Raw genomic sequence first — 20,919 nt, 5'->3', positions numbered from 1 at the left:
CATGGCAATTCCTGTTTATCTTTGGCTGAAAGACGACGGCGGCGCGGACATTAAAGGGTCTGTGGACGTTCAGGATCGTGACGGCAGCATCGAAGTTGTCGCTCAGGAGCATAACCTGTACATCCCGACCGACAACAACACTGGCAAGCTGACCGGTACCCGTATCCACACCCCGTTCAAGTTCACCAAAGAGATCGACTCGTCCAGCCCGTATCTGTACAAGGCGGTGACCACCGGTCAGACCCTCAAGTCTGCGGAATTCAAGTGGTACAAAATCAACGACGCGGGCCAGGAAGTTGAGTACTTCAACACCAAACTGGAAAACGTGAAGGTCGTTAAAGTGAATCCGGTGATGCACGACATCAAAAACCCGGATTTCGAGAAGCACAACCATCTCGAAGAGATTGAGCTGCGCTACGAAAAAATCACCTGGACCTACAAAGACGGCAACATCATTCATTCCGATTCCTGGAACGAACGCGCCACCGCGTAAGTCGCAAGCGGACAGGTCCCCTCTGTCCGCTTTTCTTCTTTGCTGAAGGCCTGCAAAACACGGACCTTCAGCAAAGAAGTATCACATTTTGGAAACAGACCTTATGGGCCTCGGTAACGGCCATGGGCGGTAGCGTGCCTGAACGGTCCTCAACAGTGAGTGGAAGCAACTATGGAAAACCCGGCAATCCTTCTTCGACGTCTGAACCCTTACTGCGCACGCGCGATGGAAGGGGCGGCCTCTCTGTGTCAGACCCGTGCCCATGCCGAAATACTGCCGGAGCACTGGCTGCTGAAGCTGCTGGAGCAGGGGGAGGGTGACCTGACCGTGCTGGCCCGTCGTTACGAGTGGGATATGGATGCCATCTGGCAGGATTTGCTGGGCTGGCTGGACAAACAGCCGCGCTCAGTACGCCACCGCCCGCAGCTGTCTGACGCCATTCAGACCCTGATGCAGGAAGCCTGGCTTATTGCCTCGCTTAACGGTGAAGAACAAATCCGAAGCCAGCACCTGTTGATGGCCCTCGTGGAAAAACAGAACCTGGTGCGCTGTGATGGCCTGTGGCCACTGCTGACTCTCGGTCAGAGCCAGCTGGAGCGCCTGCGCCCGCTGCTTGATGCGCAGTCGGATGAACGTCCAGAAGCGCAACAGGAAGCTGAGCTGGCACAAAACCACGGTGGTGAGGTCGAGTTTGTGGGTCGTCCGGTGGGTGCTGAACTGAAAGAGGGCGAGCTCAACCCGGCGCTGCAGAACGCACTGGATAAATTCACGCTCGATGTCACGGCCAAAGCGAAAGAGGGCAAAATCGACCCGGTGTTCGGTCGTGATACTGAAATCCGCCAGATGGTCGACATCCTCTCGCGCCGTCGCAAGAACAACCCGATCCTGGTCGGAGAGCCGGGTGTCGGTAAAACCGCGCTGGTTGAAGGCCTGGCGCTGCGTATTGCAGAGGGCAACGTGCCGGAATCCCTCAAGCCGGTCATCCTGCGCACCCTTGACCTTGGTTTACTGCAGGCGGGCGCCGGCGTGAAAGGTGAGTTCGAACAGCGCCTGAAAAACGTCATCGATGCGGTGCAGCAGTCGCCAGTGCCAATCCTGCTGTTTATCGATGAAGCCCACACCATTATCGGAGCCGGTAATCAGGCGGGTGGCGCAGATGCGGCGAACCTGCTGAAACCTGCACTCGCCCGCGGCGAACTGCGTACTATCGCGGCTACGACCTGGTCCGAGTACAAACAATATTTTGAGCGCGATGCCGCGCTTGAACGTCGCTTCCAGATGGTAAAAGTCGACGAGCCGGACGATGAGACTGCGTGCCTGATGCTGCGTGGCCTGAAATCCCGCTATGCCGAACACCACAATGTACATATCACCGATGACGCCGTCCGTGCGGCCGTTACGCTGTCCCGTCGCTACCTGACCGGTCGTCAGCTGCCGGACAAGGCTGTTGACCTGCTCGACACCGCCGCGGCGCGTGTGCGCATGAGTCTCGATACCGTGCCGGAACAGATTGTGCGCCTGAAAGCGCAACTGACCGCACTGGCGCTGGAAGAGCAGGCGCTGCTGGAAGATATCGCCGCCGGTAGCAACCGTCATGGTGACCGCCTGGGGGCCATCGAACAGCAGCGGACTGAACTGGAAGCGCGTATTGCGGAGCAGGAAGCGCGTTTCAGCAATGAGAAGGCGCTGGCGCAGCAACTGATGGCCAGCCGCCAGGACATCAGCCAGCAGGCGGAGATTACCGACCTGCAGCAGCTCGAACAGGCACAGCAGGGTGACGTGCTGGTTCAGGTGGATGTGGACACCCGTACGGTCGCTAACGTGATTGCCGACTGGACCGGCGTACCGCTGTCTTCTCTGATGAAAGACGAACAGACCGAACTGCTGACCCTGGAAAATGAAATTGGCCAGCGTGTTGTCGGGCAGGATGTTTCCCTTGAGGCCATTGCACAGCGTTTACGCGCGGCGAAGACCGGACTGACGTCAGAGAACGGCCCGCAGGGCGTGTTCCTGCTGGTCGGCCCGAGCGGTGTGGGTAAGACCGAAACTGCGCTGGCACTGGCGGACGTGCTGTACGGCGGTGAAAAATCGCTGATTACCATCAACCTGTCTGAGTATCAGGAACCGCACACCGTTTCTCAGCTGAAAGGCTCACCGCCGGGCTACGTCGGTTACGGTCAGGGCGGCATTCTCACCGAAGCCGTGCGCAAGCGTCCGTACAGCGTGGTGCTGCTGGATGAAGTCGAAAAGGCGCACCGCGACGTGATGAATCTGTTCTATCAGGTCTTTGACCGCGGCTTTATGCGCGACGGTGAAGGGCGTGAAATCGACTTCCGTAACACCGTCATCCTGATGACCTCCAACCTCGGCAGCGACCACCTGATGCAGCTGCTCGATGAGCAGCCGGAGGCCACCGAAGGCGACCTGCAGGAACTGCTGCGCCCTATTCTGCGCGACCACTTCCAGCCGGCGCTGCTGGCACGCTTCCAGACCGTGATTTACCGCCCGCTGGCGGAAGCGGCGATGCGCACCATCGTAGAGATGAAACTGTCGCAGGTCAGCAAGCGCTTACATCGTCACTACGGCCTGACCACGCATATTGATGAAAGCCTGTATGACGCACTCACCGCCGCCTGCCTGCTGCCGGACACTGGCGCACGTAACGTTGACAGTTTACTCAACCAGCAAATTCTGCCGGTACTGAGTCAGCAACTGCTCACTCACATGGCCGCAAAACAGAAACCGCGCTCCCTGACCCTTGGCTGGAATGACGAAGAGGGGATCGGGCTGGAATTTGATGCCACGGATACCCGAGAGGAGGCGTGATGATGGAAAGCATTGCCAGTCTGGCACAGAAGAAAATCGATGAAGCCCTGGGGTTGTCCCGCTATCGCGTGGATGTCCATGAGTGCCCGTATTTTCTCGACGTCCTGCGTTTTCGCGCCAGTGAAACCCTGAGCCAGCCGTGGCGCTATGACGTCACCGTCACCTGTGCGGCAAACATTGCCGGCAGTGAACTGATGCTCAAACCGGCCTCCTTCACCTTCCAGACGCCACTCTATGACGGTACACCGGCCGTGCCGGTGCGCACGGTCTACGGGGTGGTGGATGATTTCCGCCGTATCTCTGCCTCGGGGGATGAAATCACTTACGCCCTGCGACTTGTGCCACGCATTGCCCTGATGCAGCACACCGAGCGTTGCGCGGTATACCTCAATCAGTCTGTGCCGGAAGTGGTGGAGCAAATCCTGCGTTCCCACGGGCTGGAAGGAGCGGATTTTGAATTCCGCCTGTCGCAGGCCTACCCGGTCCGTGAGCTGATTACTCAGTGGCGTGAAACGGACCTGGCCTTTGTTCAGCGTCTGCTGGCCGAAGTCGGCATTTTCTGGCGCTTTGAAATGGACGGCCGCATTGAACAGGATGTGGTGATTTTCCAGGACAGCCAGATGCAGTATCAGTTTGGCGTGAAGCTGCCGATTATCCCGCCGTCACGCACCAGTGATAACGGCCAGGAAAGCGTCTGGAACATCCAGCCAAAAGACCATGTGGTCACAGGCTCGGTGGCCACCCGCGATTATAACTACCGCGATGCACTGACCCCGCAGGACAGTTCCGTGACTGTCCGTCAGGAAGGTGGTGCCACCACCGGTGAGGTGTATCACTACGCTGAACCGTTCCTGAGTGAAGGGGATACGCAAACCCCGGAAGGCGGGGCCTGGTTTGCCCGTCTGCGCCATGAGCGCTATCTCAACGCCCAGCAGACTGTGACGGGACGTGCCAGCAGTCCGGTTCTGGCCCCGGGTGAAGTCCTGGAGCCACAGGACAGCGGTCTGCCTGATTCGCTCAAAGACGGCATTGTCATCACCGGGGTTCACACCTCAGGTGCACGCGATAAGGGCTTCCAGCTGCATTTTACCGGCATTCCGTACAGCGAAACGGTCTGCTACCGCCCGGCACTGCTGAATCGTCCGGTGATGGCCGGCTCCCTGCCTGCCCGGGTGGAAAGCGATGAGAAGCATGACACATACGCGTACCTCGACAATCAGGGGCGCTATCGCGTCCGGCTTGATTTTGACCGCAACAGCACCGAACAGGGCTATGCCTACCTCTGGCTGCGCATGGCGAAACCGTATGCCGGGGATACTTACGGTTTCCACTCCCCGCTGCTTGATGGTACTGAAGTCTCGGTGATGTTCGACGGCGGTGACCCTGACCGCCCGTACATTGCCCACGCGCAACATGATTCCGAACACCCGGACCACGTTACCCGCGACAACCACACACGCAACATCTGGCGCACGGCCGGGGACAATAAATTCCGCCTCGAAGACAAGCGTCAGGAAGAGCATTTCAAGCTCGCGACACCATTTGGTAAGACGCAGCTCAACGGCGGCCACGTCGTGGACAGTGAGCGTGAACCCCGCGGTACCGGCTTTGAACTGCGAACCGATGAGTACGGTGCGCTGCGTGCCGGGCGGGGGATGTTCCTGACCGCAGATGCACAGCCGTCGGCGCAGGGCAAAGTGCTGGATATGGCGCCAGCCATTGAGCGCCTGAACCAGTCTGCTGCAGAAATGAAACGGCTCAATCTTCTCGCGCAGCAGGCTCAGGCACTCACCAGCGACCTGGAAAGTCAGAACAGCCTGCTGGAAAACCGCCTGAAAGACCTCCAGTCCGCTGCACTGCTGGGCAGTGCGCCACAGGGCGTGGCGTTCACGTCGGGCGAGCACCTGCAGATGACCAGCAAGCAGAACACTATTCTGAGTGCGGGTCAGCACCTGGATATGGGCGCAATGAAGAACATTACGCTCGCCGCCAGTGAGTCTGTAGGGCTTTTTGCTCATCAGTCCGGGGCGAAGCTTATCGCCAATCAGGGGGATGTTGAGGTCCGCGCAGAGGCGAGCTCAATGGAAATGACATCAGAACTGCTGTTTACCATCAGCAGCAACAAGGATGAGTTGCTCATCAGTGCGCCTAAACTGCGACTTAATGGTGGTGGCTCCAGTATCACTCTGGACAACGGCGGCATTGTTGAAGAGACCCTGGGCGATTACCTGGTGAAATCCCCGCATTACCGCTCGCCGATGGCCGGTGGCAGCATGGACATTACGCCGCCTAAGTTCAGCCAGACAAATGCCAGCGTGACGCCTCCCAAAACACGTAATATCCCTTCACGTTAAGGATGACCGGAATGAAAATCTGTTTTCCTGCCCGAAAAGCCAATGGCGATAATTACGCCACAGTGGATGACATGATGAAACTGATCCTCCAGGAGCCACATGGCTCCTGGCTGGCCGGAACGAATAATATGTGGCATGGCGGGATCCACATTACCAGTGAGAGTGCTCCCGGCTCCGTGCTGACAAACGAGACAGCTGATACTGCGGTACCGCTTCAGTTTATGACGGGTGGCGAAGTGGTGGCCTGGCGTGTGAATCAGAATTACCTGACTTCCACGTACATGAATAAGCCGCTGCAGTATTCCAGCACCTTTGTGCTGGTAAAATCCACCTGCACCCCGGATCCCGAAAAGAAGGACAACAGCCTCGACTTTTACTCGCTGTATATCGGGCTTGCGCCGCTCTCGGCCTTTGCGAAACATAAGCTGTACCAGGTTACAGAGAAAGGCGACGGACTGCATAAGCGTGTATATACCGGCAAAGAAAAGGCCGGTGACATGGCTCCGGTCGCTGAGAAGCATAAGCTGAAAACAAGTGACAACGTCATTGTACTGCGTGAGAACACCTTCGACCTGAAAGGACAGACGCAGACGTTTGGACTTGCCCGGGCGCTGAACAGCAAATCCGAAATGACCGGTAAAGCGTTCTGGATGTCACTCGATCCGCAATATGTGACATCCGTGGGCGAGCAGATGGCACACCTGCCAGCCTGGATGCAACAGGCGGTCACGCAGGGAACGTTTGATGCTGTCGTTAAACCGGCAACGAAGCTCGAAGTGGCGGCAGGTGATGCCGTGGGCTATCTGGCAGAAGACATTGCCCCAGACAGCATGGGTGGCGTGGAGAAAAGCGCGTTCGTACATGTTGAAGTACTCAGCACCGACAGCCGGATGAGCGATTTTCTGAGTAATAAGGCACAGGTGAAGAGCGGCCCGAAATACGTTCATATCCACCCGGAGAGTTCGGTCTATGCCCGTTCCGGGGATAGCTTCACCAAAACTGAAGGAAAGGTGAAGAAGGATATTCACAAAATCATGCCTCAGGACAAATGCCATCCGTTCAAAGACAGCAGTGGTAAGCGCTGGTTCGATATCGGGGATGGAGCCTGGCTCAACGAAGCCGATGTGGATGCGGATATTGGTCAGTATGACCTGACGAAACTTGGCTTCAGTACATTTGAAGAGCCGTCCACATCCGATATGACGAAATCCCTGAGTGAAGGATGGATTAAAGACGGATTCACCAAAATTGCGGAATGGGTACGGCCTGAGCGCGGCATTCAGGAAAAACAGGTCTCTGACTACTACAAAGCCCTGCTGCGGAAATTGGACAGCGACAACAGTGGCGATCTGTCCGGCGAAGAACTGCGTCACGCGGTTCATTTCCCGGAAATGGATGTCAGAGATATCGCGGCACGAATGGTGGTCAAACACGACAGTGAATGGTTTGGTGGCAGCAGTCACCAGCGTTGGAAAACATTTTTAAAGCAGATGGATCCCCTCTGTGTCAGCTATGTAAAACAGTGGTTTGACGACATGGAATGGATGAGCAAAGTGGACGGATTCAACAGTGGTGAGCCTGTCTGGCATATGCATCCCGTGACATTTTTAGACGCAATTAAGACCGTTGAAAGTGGATTCATCACATTAGAAATGGTTTTGGCAGCAAATTTAGGAAAAAATGAACCACAATGTAAGGAAGTTTTGCCATATTTGAATAAATACGCCGATGCTTATGGCATGAAAGATAAAAAAGAAATTGCTCACTTTTTATCTCAAATTGGCCATGAAAGCGGGTTTGTCATAACCGAAGAAAATCTTAATTATAGCGGTAAAGGCATGAGGCGGATTTTTGGTTGTAAAAAGGGACCTAAAAACTATAACAAAGCTAATGATGACTGCGATTTAGGACGATTGAGAAATAAATTATGGACGCAAGAATCAACTTATGCTCATCATCCAGAGAACTTAGCCAATTATGTTTATGCGGGCCGTATGGGAAATGATGATGAAGCATCTGGGGATGGATACAAGTATCGCGGCCGCGGTATGATTCAGTTGACAGGTAAAGATGGGTATCGGTATTTCACAAATATGCACAACAAAAAAAATCCGTCGGACAGTCAGGATTTTGTAGCATCCCCGGATTTGGTCATATCAAATGTGGAATACGGTGTTGAGTCCGCATTTTCATTTTGGGTAAGCAAAGGATTAAATGCATCTGCCAAAACCTTAAGTGTTTATGATGTGACATTTAAAGTAAACGGCGGGCATAACGGCTATGATGATCGTCGGATTAGGTTTAACAAGGTTGCAGAACTGTTAAATATTAACAAGGACTAATATATGTTTTCTAAGATACTTTGCAGCTTATTATTTGCATTTTGCTCTTTGCCTTCATATGGGCAGGGTGAGGTAGTTCAGGGGCCGTTCAAAATTGACGGCGAAAAAGCAATCTACTTTCAGAGAGAAACAAACCCTGATTTCCCCCTTGGTTTGTACTATGATTCCGGAACAAAAAAAACGCAAGTTGATAAATATGAAATGGATGGGGATACTCCAAATATTGATACTGTGTTTTTTATGAAGATTCATAATGTGAAAAACGTTATTGTCTTAATATCCTGGCACCAATTGCATCAAGCTGAGTCCATCAACGGGAATACTTATCAAGTCTATGCTTACAAATACAGTAATGACTCGTTATTTATAAATGACATGGTAACAAAAGACCCTGCATTAAATGGTATGGATGGTGAATTTAATGGTGATGAGGTGCACTTTAAATATAAAAACGCAGCATCCATTAAACAATACATTAAAAGCAAATATAACTAAATTGATTTGTCTGGTTTGGTTATAGTTCATTATTTTGAAATTATAAGATGATAAATTAATTTGTCACTCTGAAAGTAACGTCCGTGAATAATAGAATGAAATTATTTCCTGGAGATGAATATGCAAGGGATAATCCGGTTAGGCGATAAAACCACACACGGTGGGGCAGTGTTGTCCTGTTCAACTACCATGCTCTTTGGCGATATCGGTGTGGCCCGTAAAGGTGATCGTGTTTCCTGTCCGGAGCATGGCGATACCACTATCGTTGAAGGTAACCCAAACTACCGCGATCGCGGTGTGCCGGTAGCTTTTCATGGTCACAAGTGTGGCTGTGGCTGCACGCTTATCAGCTCACTCCCCAATGCTCTGGTGGGGTAAACGTGCCGGTTGAACTTGAGCGCATCCCTGCGCAGGAGAAACAGCCGCCTCGTCCGCGTTTTAAACGCTGGCTGTTCTTAGGACTTGTGATGCTGTTGGCGGGTGCTGCAGTGACATTCCTGTTCTGGCAGGGTGAGCGTTCAGGTGCAGCATTTTGGGGGCTGGCCGCAGGTGTGCCTCTCGTGTTGTGGGGCCTGCTGGTTGTTGGTCGCTATTTTGGTTATGCGTTACTGCGTGGGCGTTGTGATGAGAAGAATGCCACGACGGCCGCCCGGTATCGGGCAGACGTTGCGCGCGGGCAGCGCTTTGCCTGGCTTATCGGTGAAGTCCTGGTTAACGGGCTGGGGTCTGCCAGTCCGATGACGCATGAGGCGGTCTTAGCTAAAAAGCCGCTGATGATGCCCTGCGAACCTGTCAATGGTGGCGACCCTGTTCGTCATCGGGCGCTGGCGGCCACCGGGGAAATAGCTGACCGGGAAGCGCATTATTTTCAGGAAGTAATCGCCCACGTCCAGAATCTGGTGGCGATGCTCCCGCCGACGCTGACCTGTTATCTGGCGGTGGATACCGGTGAACAGTTTTCGACATTGCCGTCCCTCCTGCAAAAAAGCGTGACTCATCCATTGGTACGTATCCGCGACCTGACGGGGCTGGAAATCTTCGACTACTGGCTGGACTGCCATTATGACCGTGCTGCTGCGTTACTGGTGGTCGGCGCTCAGCTCTACGAACATCCGCCAGAAGACAGCGGTGAAGCCATTTCCGTGTTACTGCTGTCCAACTGCCGCCTGAAGGATATCCCGGACGTATCAGTCAAAGTTCACCGGCCGCAGATGTGTCGCGATGGCAATCTCGACCTGGCATTTGAACGCGTCATGATGTGGTCAGGGCTTGATAAAACTGCCCTGAAGCGGGCCTGGACCAGCGGTGGTCAGATGGCCTCCGGCGATATCTTCAGCAAGGCCCGTGAGACATATGCTCCAGGCCTTAAGGCTGACAAAATCATTCATATCGACACGGTTGTCGGGTTTGCGGGCGTAGCCGCGCCCTGGCAGGCGTTACAGCTGGCGACCCGTCAGTGTCTGAGTGACAACGGAGCCCAGCTTATTGTCACCGAACTTTCAGAAGACAACCGACAACTCTGTATTGTCACCCCGGAATAACTCTCAAGGGATTGCTCTCCTCTATCTATGAAAATCGCATCCACTTTTCTTCTTACGCTGCTGTTGGGCGTGTTATCTGTCTGTCTCATTGGCGGCGCACTCTGGATCTACCCGGTGTGGGTCAAGGACACCTTCAATCTGGGCCCGATCAGCGGGACCGGCATTGTGATCATTTGTCTTTTGCTGATGCTGGCAGCAGTGATCATCGGTTGGGTACTTGAAACTGTATTCACGAAGAACGGTGAGAAGCAGGGAAATCTGGATGTGGTTGCCTCCGGGCAGCAGGCTTCTGCATCTCAGCCTGAAGCAAAACATACCGACGAGGACACCTCCCGGTTTGTGGCAGAGGCGCTGGTCGATCATCTGCGCCTGCGTTACCGCCGCCGCTGGAAAGCCAAAGTGCGTCTGCTGCTGGTACAGGGTACTGATAACGATATCGAAAAAGTGGTACCGGGTCTTAAGCGCGACCACTGGCAGGAAAGTGACGGGATTGTGCTTATTCACGGTGGCCTGCCGGAAAGCGTGCCCGATGATGAGTTCCTGTCCGTCCTGAAAGAGGTGCGGCCACAGCGTCCGCTGGATGGTGTGGTACAGGTGATGAATGCGGCCGCACTGCCGGATACGGCGAAGCAGGACACCCTGGTGCGCGTGCGTCAGAAAACCGATGCCCTGCTGGGCTGGCAGTTGCCGGTCTGGCTGTGGCTTGTCCGGGAAGGCGTTTGGGCTCATGACGGGGAGGGCGTTCCCCCAACCGGCGCGTTATTTGGTGCTGGCGCAACAACGGAAGAGACCCGCGAGACACTCACCACACTGTCGTCAGAATTGCAGACGCCCGGCGTGGCAGCGCTGCTGGAGAATTCACAGCATCACTGGCTGTTGAGCCTGTCAAAAGCCCTGCGCGGTTCGTTACGACGATCTCTGGTTCCGCTGCTGACCAGTCTGATGTCAGGCCCAGCCCCGTATCGTCTGCGCGGGGTGATGTTCAGCCCGGCATTGCCGGGAACCGAAACGGTACCGCATGCGCGCCTGTCACCGGCAGTCTGGCAGGAGCTTGAGAATGACAGCCTGCAGGTGCATGCCCGCAAAATCGGTTTCCACTGGCAAAAGGTACTGCGCCTGGTGCTGCTGGGGCTGGTACTGCTCTGGGGGGCGGGTACACTGCTGTCGCTGTCCGTCAACCGCGCCCAAATCTGGCTCGCCCAGGATACGGCGCGTGTTGCCGCTGACACCAGACAGCCTTTGCCTGAACGTCTGCGTAACCAGCTGGCGCTGCAACAGACGATTGCCCGCCTGCAGAACCGCGAAGTACACGGTGCGCCGTGGTACACCCGCTTTGGCCTGAATCAGGACAGCGACACGTTGAAGATGCTCTGGCCACTGTATGCCCGTAATAACCAGCAGCTGATGCGCGATGCGCTGGCAGAGGAGCTTCACCGCCAGTTAAATGCTTTTGTGCAACTGCCACCGGCAAGCGATGCGCGTACCTCAGCCACCCAGAAGACCTACAGCCTGCTCAAGGGCTACCTGATGCTGGCCCGTCCCGATAAAGCGGACGCGAACTGGCTTGCCGGTAATATGCTGAAAGCCTGGCCGCACCGCAGTGGTGTACCGGACAGCGTGTGGCAGACCCAGGCACCGAAGCTGCTCGGCTTCTATGCGCAGAACTTACAGGCACACCCGGAGTGGAAAATTACCCCCGATCGTGCCCTTGTAGGGACGGTACGCCAGATTTTGCTCAAGCAGATTGGTCAGCGTAACGCGGAATCGGGTCTGTACCAGGAGATGCTCGGGCGCATTGCCCGCAACTGGCCGGATTTAACCCTGGCAGACATGACCGGTGATACCGATGTGTCATCCCTGTTCTCCTCCGAAGAAGTGGTGCCGGGAATGTTTACCCGTCAGGCGTGGGAAGAGCAGGTTGAGGATGCGATTGATGAAGTGGTGAAGACCCGCCGTGATGAAATCGACTGGGTGCTCACCGACAAAACCCATCAGCCGGGCAGTGACGTCTCGCCGGAAGCGCTGAAACAGCGCCTGACCGAGCGTTACTTTACCGATTTTGGTAACGCCTGGCTCAACATGGCCAACAGCATTCAGTGGCACGAAGCGGCATCACTTTCGGAGGCCATTGCCCAGCTGAACCTGCTGGCGGATGTACGTCAGTCACCACTGGTGGCGCTGATGAACACGCTTGCCTGGCAGGGACAGACCGGAGCCAAAGGCGAAGCGCTCGCCGATTCTCTGGTGGACTCGGCGAAGAAACTGGTGGGGCGTAAGAAGAACGCAAAACAGTTTATCGAACAGGCGCAGGGGCCGAAAGGTCCGCTGGACGGCGTGTTTGGTCCGCTCACAGGCCTGATGGCCGGAAAGGACGGGACCGGCTCGAACGGTAACCTCAGCTTCCAGTCCTGGCTTGCCCGTGTGACCCAGGTGCGACTCAAACTCCAGCAAGTGACCAGTGCTCCTGATCCGCAGGCGATGGCCCAGATGTTGGCCCAGACCGTCTTCCAGGGCAAAGCCATTGACCTGACCGATACCCGTGACTACGGCTCTCTGGTGGCCGCCAGTCTCGGCCAGGAGTGGAACGGCTTCGGGCAGGCGCTGTTTGTGCAGCCGCTCGACCTGGCCTGGCGTCAGGTACTGGCCCCGGCTGCAGGCAGTCTGAATGCCCGCTGGCAGAGCACCATTGTCTCGCAGTGGAACACTGCCTTTGCCGGACGCTATCCGTTTAAGGCCACCGGCAGCGATGCCTCACTGCCGCTACTGGCTCAGTTCCTGCGAAGCGACTCCGGGCGCATTGCCGCGTTCATCAAAACCAACCTTGGCGGCATGCTCCATCAGGAAGGCAGTCACTGGGTGGTGGATCCGGCCGCCAGTCAGGGAATGAGCATCAGCCCCGCGTTTCTTGCTGCTATCAATAAGCTTGCCGATATCTCTGATATCGTCTTTGCCCAGGGTGATGCCGGGGTGCATTTCGAACTGATGGCCCGCCCGTCGCGCGATGTGGCCCGTACCCAGCTGACGCTGGATGGTCAGAAACTGGATTACTTCAACCAGATGGAAAGCTGGCAGAGCTTTACCTGGCCGGGCAACACCTATTATCCGGGTGTCGACCTGAGCTGGCGCTCAACCAGCACCGAAATGCGTCTGTATGAAAGTAACCAGGGGAACTGGGGCTTCATCCGCCTGCTCGATAAGGCGCTGATCACTCCGCTCGACAGCAGCCGCACCCAGCTGGTGTGGATCACCCCGGACGGTAACCCGCTGAAATTCATCATGCGCAGCGAACTCGGAGACGGGCCGCTGGCGTTACTCAAACTGCAGGGCTTCAGCCTGCCGCAGACCATTTTTTCTGTGGGCGCGGCTGACAGTGCGCTCACGCTTGCCGGAGACGAATAAATGGCGGCTGCAGAAACACTTCTGACCCTGTGTCTCCCGGATGAAGCTCAGCGCGCGGCACTGCTCGCACAGAGCCGGGAAAGCCTCTCTCTCTGGTCGCCGTGGCTGACCCCACTCCCGACCGGTAGTGGGGCCGGGGATGACCCGACCTATGAGGATGATTTCCAGCTGATGCGTGAGGAAATCAACAAACTCTCCGGCACCGATACCGATGTACTCTGCCGCCTGACGGAAAGCATTCTGACCCGACATGCCCGCGATATCCGGGTGGTGACCTGGTATGCCTGGGCCCGCCTGCAGCGTGACGGCGATGCGGGTCTGACCGATGGAATCCTGCTGCTGACGGCGATGCTGGAGCAGGCGGGGCAGCATTGCCATCCGCAGCGCAGCACTGCCAGACTGGCTGCACTCGACTGGCTGAACAGTGAGAAAGTGCTGGATGCATTCTCGCGCTGGCCTGACGTGACGCGGGAGGAGACCGCCCGGACAGCGGCGGCCCTGTGCCTGCTGGAGAGCGCGCTGGAAAAATTGCCGGAGGCCGAGCGCCCCACATTTGCCGGTCTGCTGCGCACGCTGGAAACCAGGCTGGCCGGTAGCGGCGGGCTGGATACGCCGGTGGCGTCATCCGGGCAGGAGCATACAGGTGAAAGCACCCACAACATGCCGATGTCAGGCGCTGCCGTGCCGGAAACCGCGGCCGTTAAATCGGAAGTGGAGCTGGTTCGTCAGTTGCGCGTGCTGTCCGGCTGGGTGGTCGATCAGCCTCAGGGCTGGCTTGCCGCCCACCGGATGATGAAAGCCGCCCGCTGGGATCTGGTGACACAACTGCCGGCGCTCGATGCGAGCGGCCGGACACGCCTGCTGCCACCAAAAGCTGACTATCGCGCCCAGCTTAAACGCCTGTATCTGCAGCAGAGCTGGACCGAACTGGTGGAGCAGGTGGACGTGATGTTCACCGAAGGCGGTAACCGCTTCTGGCTCGATTTGCAGTGGTATCTGTGGCAGGGGCTGAGCCGTGCCGGCGCACCCTGGGAGCAATGGGCAGAGTACATCCTCAGCGACCTGAAGCTGTTGCTGAAACGTCTGCCAGGTCTGGAGACGCTCGCCTGGAACGATGGCACGGCGCTTGCCGATGAAGTGACGCTCACCTGGATTGCTGAAAAGGTCAACGACGAGATGCCCGGTTTCAGTGACGAACCGGCAGTGGCGACCGCAGCTCAGGCGGATGACATCCTGGCGCTCGAAACCGAGGCGATGGAAAAAGGGGACAGCGAGGGCCCGGAGGCAGCACTGGCCTGGCTTCAGAGCCGTCCGGATATGGCTTCCCCCCGCAGCCGCTGGTTACTTCGCCTTCTGATGGCGAAGGTGGCAGAACAGTACGGGCGCAATGAACTGGCCCTTCACCTGCTGGGTGAACTCACCGACAGTGCTCCACAGCTGACGCTCAGTGAGTGGGAGCCGGGACTGCTGTTTGACGTGCAGGCCCGCCGTCTTCGTCTGCTGCGCATGAAAGCCGGGCGCAATGAAAGCGACAAAGCCCGTTTTGCCCCGGAAATGGACAGCCTGCTGGCCGGGCTGATTGCCCTCGATCCGGCGCGTGCGATGGTGCTGTGCGGTTAAGCATCTCCTGACATTACGGGTCATCACCTCCGGTGACGCCGTCTGTTTTCTTTTTGATATTTTCTACACTCAGGATCTCCGTACATGGATGATTTAACCCTTCGCTACTACGAAGCCGAAATGCGCTACCTGCGGGAAGCCGGTAAAGAGTTTGCCCGCGCCCACCCCGACCGCGCGGCGATGCTCAATCTGGATAAAACCGGGGCGCGTGACCCGTATGTTGAGCGCCTGTTCGAGGGCTTCGCCTTCCTGATGGGTCGCCTGCGTGAAAAGCTCGATGATGACCTGCCGGAACTGACCGAAGGGCTGGTGAGCCTGTTGTGGCCGCATTACATGCGCACCATCCCGTCGCTCTCTGTAGTGGCGTTTACGCCGGACTGGCGCCAGCTGCGTAAAATGGAAGTGCTGGAAAACGGCTTCTCCGTGCTGTCGCGCCCGGTCGGGCCCGATAACACGGTCTGTCAGTACCGCACCACTCGTGAAGTCCCGCTGCAGCCGTTGCATCTGAGTGAGGCCCGTCTGCAGACCGAACCGGATGGTCGCGCCGCCATTCGTCTGCGTTTTGAGTGTCCGGACAAGGTGGACTGGTCGAAAGCCGGGATTGATAAGGTCGCTATTTATCTTGATGCCGACAGCCCTGTAGCTTCGGCTCTGCATCTGGCGCTGACCCGCCGGGTTCAGGCGATGTATGTACGCCATGCTGAAACCCGCACCGAGCGGGTCCGGTTTGAAGGCTGGTGTAAGCCGATGGGCTTTGACGACACTGACCGTCTGTGGCCGAAAGGGGATTCAGCCTTCAGCGGTTACCAGCTGCTGCTGGAGTATTTCAGTTTCCGTGAGAAGTTTATGTTCGTGGAGCTTAAAGGTCTGGAGCTTGCCGGCCTGAGTCAGAAAACCACCTGGTTTGAGACGGATATCGTGCTCGACGGTGGCTGGCCCTCTGACATGCCGTTTGAGACCGACAACTTCCGCCTGCACTGTGCGCCGGTGATTAACCTGTTCTCGCTGGAAGCTGACCCGCTGACACCTGATCCGCTGCAGAACGAATACCTGCTGCGCCCGATGCGTGTGCAGGACGGGCATACTGAAATCTACAGCGTGGACTCCATTCACGGAGCGGTGAAAAACGGTAAACACCCGTATGTGCCGTTCACCAGTTTCCGTCACCGCGGCGGCATGATGCGCCACGATGCGCCAGAGCGTTACTTCCATACCCGCGTGAAGCGCGGTCCCTCAGGACTGTATGACACCTGGCTTATCCTCGGCGGTAAGTCGTTCGAGATGGAGCAACTGTCGCAGGCCCCGGAGTCGCTTTCCATCCGCATCACCGGTACCAACGGCCAGCTGCCGCGCCGCTCACTGGAAAGCACCCTGCTTGACCGGGTGGTGAAAGCGGGCAAGGTGCCGGTCAGGGTCCTGAACCTGAAAGTGCCTACCCTGCCGCTGTATCCACCGGCGAACGACCGCTTCCACTGGCGGGTGATGAGTCACCTGGGCTCCAGCTTCTTAAGCATGATGGATAACCCGGAAGTGCTGCGCGGCACCCTGGCGCTGTACGACTGGACGGATGATGAGATGAACCGTCGTCGCCTGGACGCCATTGTGGCAGTGAAGCACACACTGATTCGTCGCTTTGAGAAGGGCTTTATGCTGCGCGGGGTGGACATTGAAATCACGTTGAATGCCGATAACTTTGCCGGGGAAGGGGATGTCACCCTGTTTGGCGAGATGCTGCACCGCTTCTTTGCCCTTTATGCCGATGTTCACCTCTTCAATCAGCTCACACTGGTACTGCAACCGACAGGGAAACGACTGCGATGGAAAGAGAATCACAGCCAGCACATTCCGGGCTGACAGAAGCGCTTCGCGACGACATCTGGCGGGTTAATTTCTACCGTTTCTGCCAGTTGCTGGAGCAGGAAAACCCGGATGCGCCGAAACTTGGCAGCACCGAGAAACTGTCCGCCGACCCGGTGCGCTTTCGCCCGTGGCCGGGGATGGGCTTCCCGGTCAGTGAACTGAAAGCCGTTGAAACCGATGAAGACTCTCCGGCGCTGTCGCCGACGGTGCACACCACCTTCCTCGGGATGTACGGTGTGGACTCGCCGTTGCCGACAGCGTATCTCGATGATATCGCCCAGCGCCGGGAAGGGCATGAAGCCACCACCGCATTTCTCGATATCTTCAGCCACCGTATTCACACCCAGTACTACCGTATCTGGCGTAAGTACGCCTACCCGGCGACCTTTGAGGTGGGCGGGGTGGATGACACCTCCCAGTGTCTGCTGGGGCTGGTTGGTCTGGGCATCCCGGGGACTGCAGAGCAGGTTGCCACCCCGGTTTCCCGTTTTCTGGCACTGCTCGGCACCATGCGCCTGCCGACCCGAAATGCCGAAGGTATCCGCCAGCTGGTGAGCCTGCTGGCCCCGGAGACCCGGGCCACGGTTATCAGCCCGGACCCGGTCAAAGTCTCTGTGGAGAGCCGCAGTGGACTCGGCAAAGCCAACCGTGTGTCGCTCTCACAGCGGGCCACGCTCGGCAAAACCGGCAAGGAGGCCTGCAGCCGCATCCTGCTGATGCTGGCAACTGACAACCCGGACGAGGCGCAGGGCTGGCTGCCCGGCGGCCAGCTGCACACCGACCTGATGGTATTGCTGCGGGTGTACATGGGTTACCGTTCTGATGTCCGCCTGCGTCTCACGGTACCAGTCAGTTGCCTGCCTGAACCCCGTCTGGGTAAGGCTCACCGGGTACAGCTGGGTCGTACCGGTGTGCTGGGCCTCAAACGTGACCGTCCCGCAACCCGCACGCACCTGACCGTGAGCCTGGGCACCTATGAAGGCCTGACCTGCGAAACCCTGTTACCGGCAGAGTCTGGTGGTTACCGGTTCGACTGATATTCCGACACACAATACAGACACACAACACATTCAACACGCCCCTGTTTCTGAAGGCTGAAAAGGACTCCCTGAATGACTTTCGCTTCCCTGTCGCGCAGCGCCGCACTGCTGCTGCTCTGTTCCCTGTTGACCGCATGTGGCCTGACCCAGGCCGTGTCGGACGGCACGGTCAGTGCAACCAAAGCCATCTTCTACAAAAAAATAAAAGTGCTGCATCTGGATTTTGAGCCGCGTGCGGCCATCAATGCTGATGAGGCGCAGGCGCCACTGGCCACCATGGTGCAGGTCTACCAGCTGAAAGACCGCCAGAAAGTGGATGCAGCGGATTACCAGAAGCTGCTGCGCGATGCGGATAACACCCTCAAAGAGGACATCGTTGCCAGCAAGTCACTGCTGGTGATGCCCAAAGGCAGCGTGACCCTCAATATGCCGATGAACGAAGAGGCGAAGTTCGTGGCGGTGGTGGGGCTGTTTAACCGCCCGGATATCAGGAACAACACCTGGAAGCTGGTGCTGAGCCTCGACGACCTCGACCCGGACAAGCCGCGTACTATCCAGCTCAACAGCACCGGGCTGACACTGGTTCCGGTGAAGGAGTAAGGCAATGGATACCACTCTCGATAACTGGCTGGCGCTGTTTGACGGACAGACCCGCTACAGCCTTGAGATTAACGACAGCATCCTGAAGCCGGATGTGCTGAACTTCCACGGGCGCGAAGCGCTGAATGAACCGTTTAAATGGCGCATTGAGTTCACCACGTCGCAGAAAGGTATCGGTCGCGAGGATGTGATGCTCAAGTACGCCACCCTCAGCATGCTCAGTGGCAGGGTCGTACAAGGCATTATCAACGGCTTTGAGCACCTGAGCGAAACGGCAGACCAGACACATTTTGCCGTCACGCTCTCCTCACGCCTGGCGCTGCTCGCCCATACCCGCCGCTGTGCGGTGTACCAGAATGTCTCGGTGCCGGAACTGGTGGAGCAGGTCCTGCGCAGCCACGGGCTGGAAGGGTCGGATTTTGAGTTCCGCCTGGAACGCACTTACCCGGTTCGTGAGCTTATCACCCAGTGGCGGGAAACCGACCTGCAGTTTATCCAGCGAATACTGGCCGAAGACGGCATCTGGTTCCGCACCGGCGTCAACACCACCACCGGGCTGGACACGGTGACCTTTGGCGACAGCCAGTTGCAGTATCAGTTTGATGTGAACCTGCCGTACCGTGAGCCTTCAGCGCTGCATGACGGTGCGGTCGAAGCGGTGTGGGACGCCAGAGTGTGGCACCACACGGTCACCGGCAGCGTGGCCACCCGGGATTACAACTACCGCACTGCCAGCACGCCGATGGATGCGACTGTCAGCGTCAGAAATGAAGCGGCCACCACCGGCGAACATTCCCGCTACCTTGGCCCTTATCGTGACGCCGGCGATGACACCACCTCAGAGCCGGAAACCGAAAGCGGCGCGTTTTACGCCCGCATTCAGCATGAGCACGCCCTGAATCACGCCACCCGTCTGCACCTGTTCAGCAACGCCAGCCACCTGACCCCAGGGATGGTGCTGGAGACTGACGACAGTGAGGTGCCGGAGCTGAAAGAGGGGATGGTGGTTACGCTCACCACCTTCCGTGCCGCCCGTGACACCCGTCTGCATGTCTCGGTGTGGGGCATGCCCTACAGCGAACAGTTCTGCTTCAGACCTGAGCCTGTATCGCGCCCGCTTATCGCCGGCACGCTGACCGCCCGTGTTGAGAGTGACGAGAAGAACGACACCTATGCGCACCTCGATGAGACGGGGCGTTATCGGGTGAAGCTCGACTTCAGTCGTGAAGATGCAGAGCAGGGCTACAACTACCTGTGGGTACGCCAGGCGAAACCGTATGCAGGGGAAACTTATGGCTGGCACACGCCGCTGATTGACGGCACCGAAGTGGGGATCGCCTTTGACGGCGGTGACCCTGACCGCCCGTACATTGCTCATGCATTCCATGACTCCGAGCATCCGGACGTGGTCACCCGCGATAACCGCAGTCAGAACATCCTGCGCACTGCCGGCGAGAATGAACTGCGGATGGAAGACCAGCGTCAGAGTGAGCATATCGCGCTCAGTACCCCGTTCGGGGCTACGGCGCTGAACCAGGGCCATATCGTCGACACAGAGAATGAACCGCGGGGCAGCGGGTTTGAGCTGCGCACCGATGAGTTCGGGGTTATCCGTGTGGCAAAAGGACTGCTGGTCACCGCCGATGGCAAAGTGCACGGCGAGGGCGATGTACTGGATATGGACGTGGCACTCCAGGAGATTGAGGCCGTCAGCGCCCAAATCGAGGGACTGGCTACAGCTACCCGACAGGCGAAAGCCCTGGAGGTTGATATCGCCAGCCAACAGGCGATGTTCAGCACTCGCCTGAAAACCCTCAATGAGATGATCCACTTCTCAGCACCTGAGGGGATGGCTTTTACCAGCGCCGAGCATCTTCAGCTGGCGGCCGCTGACAATATCGCCCTGAATGCAGGCGGTGACATCAGTATCGGGGCCCAGGGGCATATCACCGGACTGGCAGGCGACAGCGTGGGAATGTTTGCCCAACACGGCAAGCTGAGTGCGATTTCGGCTCAGGGTCCGGTGCAGTTTCAGGCGCAGAACGGCGTGATGCACCTGAGTGCCGAGCAGAAGCTAACCCTTATTTCCGCCAAAGAGATGCTGCTGGCCGGGAAGAAGCGAATTCGACTAGTGGGTGGCGGGAGCTCCATCCTCATCGAACAAGGGCAAATTAAATACGAGACGGCGGGTACCTATACCCGCAAGGCCAGCCGACTGGATACGGAAGGTGGGGCGTCACAGCCGATAAAAATGCCAGAGTTGTTCCCCCCAATCGAAAGCAAGATTTGTATTCCCTGCTTGTTAAAGGCTATTCAGGCGAATGATGCGATAGTGCAGGGAGCATAACA

The 20,919-nt window shown here is 57.2% G+C and carries 13 protein-coding genes; all 13 read left to right on the top strand.

The features are described from left to right. The first annotated feature begins 1 nt into the window (after position 1). The 13 genes from hcp to ACRCWW_RS05105 all read left to right on the top strand — a co-directional run bounded on the left by hcp (position 2) and on the right by ACRCWW_RS05105 (position 20,917). On the top strand, positions 2-493 hold the full coding sequence (gene hcp, locus ACRCWW_RS05165; protein ID WP_147789493.1) for a type VI secretion system effector Hcp: 492 nt from the start codon (positions 2-4) through the stop codon (positions 491-493). A 171-nt stretch (positions 494-664) separates the two neighbouring features. Next, positions 665-3,319, top strand: coding sequence for a type VI secretion system ATPase TssH (gene tssH, locus ACRCWW_RS05160; protein ID WP_438681453.1), 2,655 nt, complete (start codon positions 665-667; stop codon positions 3,317-3,319). Next, positions 3,319-5,673 (top strand): type VI secretion system Vgr family protein, encoded by a 2,355-nt coding sequence (locus ACRCWW_RS05155; protein ID WP_438681452.1) that lies wholly within the window; start codon positions 3,319-3,321, stop codon positions 5,671-5,673. The genes tssH and ACRCWW_RS05155 overlap by 1 nt, the downstream gene beginning before the upstream one ends. 11 nt (positions 5,674-5,684) lie before the next feature. Continuing rightward, a complete protein-coding gene (locus ACRCWW_RS05150; RefSeq protein ID WP_438681451.1) occupies positions 5,685-8,015 on the top strand; it encodes a glycoside hydrolase family 19 protein in 2,331 nt (776 codons plus the stop codon). A 3-nt stretch (positions 8,016-8,018) separates the two neighbouring features. Next, positions 8,019-8,510: a hypothetical protein gene (locus ACRCWW_RS05145; RefSeq protein ID WP_438681450.1), complete on the top strand. Its 492-nt coding sequence runs from the start codon at positions 8,019-8,021 to the stop codon at positions 8,508-8,510. Between the two features lie 120 nt (positions 8,511-8,630). Beyond that, complete coding sequence (locus ACRCWW_RS05140) at positions 8,631-8,888, top strand: PAAR domain-containing protein (protein WP_072000524.1); 258 nt, start codon at positions 8,631-8,633, stop codon at positions 8,886-8,888. Positions 8,889-8,890: 2 nt separating this feature from the next. After that, complete coding sequence (locus ACRCWW_RS05135) at positions 8,891-10,051, top strand: hypothetical protein (protein WP_438681449.1); 1,161 nt, start codon at positions 8,891-8,893, stop codon at positions 10,049-10,051. Positions 10,052-10,078: 27 nt separating this feature from the next. Next, a complete protein-coding gene (locus ACRCWW_RS05130; RefSeq protein ID WP_438681448.1) occupies positions 10,079-13,450 on the top strand; it encodes an ImcF-related family protein in 3,372 nt (1,123 codons plus the stop codon). Next, on the top strand, positions 13,451-15,070 hold the full coding sequence (gene tssA, locus ACRCWW_RS05125; RefSeq protein WP_438681447.1) for a type VI secretion system protein TssA: 1,620 nt from the start codon (positions 13,451-13,453) through the stop codon (positions 15,068-15,070). 84 nt (positions 15,071-15,154) lie between these two features. Continuing rightward, positions 15,155-16,924, top strand: a complete 1,770-nt coding sequence (gene tssF / locus ACRCWW_RS05120) for a type VI secretion system baseplate subunit TssF (RefSeq protein ID WP_438681446.1) — start codon at positions 15,155-15,157, stop codon at positions 16,922-16,924. Beyond that, positions 16,888-17,967, top strand: a complete 1,080-nt coding sequence (gene tssG / locus ACRCWW_RS05115) for a type VI secretion system baseplate subunit TssG (protein WP_438681445.1) — start codon at positions 16,888-16,890, stop codon at positions 17,965-17,967. Before tssF ends, tssG begins: the two co-directional genes overlap by 37 nt. Before the next feature lie 75 nt (positions 17,968-18,042). After that, positions 18,043-18,570: a type VI secretion system lipoprotein TssJ gene (tssJ, locus tag ACRCWW_RS05110; protein WP_438681444.1), complete on the top strand. Its 528-nt coding sequence runs from the start codon at positions 18,043-18,045 to the stop codon at positions 18,568-18,570. Positions 18,571-18,574: 4 nt separating this feature from the next. Next, positions 18,575-20,917, top strand: a complete 2,343-nt coding sequence (locus ACRCWW_RS05105) for a type VI secretion system Vgr family protein (protein ID WP_438681443.1) — start codon at positions 18,575-18,577, stop codon at positions 20,915-20,917. The last annotated feature ends 2 nt before the right edge of the window (positions 20,918-20,919 follow it).

The sequence above is a fragment of the Scandinavium sp. genome, from assembly GCF_051650185.1.
In the GTDB taxonomy this organism is placed as follows: Bacteria; Pseudomonadota; Gammaproteobacteria; order Enterobacterales; family Enterobacteriaceae; genus Scandinavium.
This window is presented reverse-complemented; position numbering and strand designations above follow the sequence as displayed.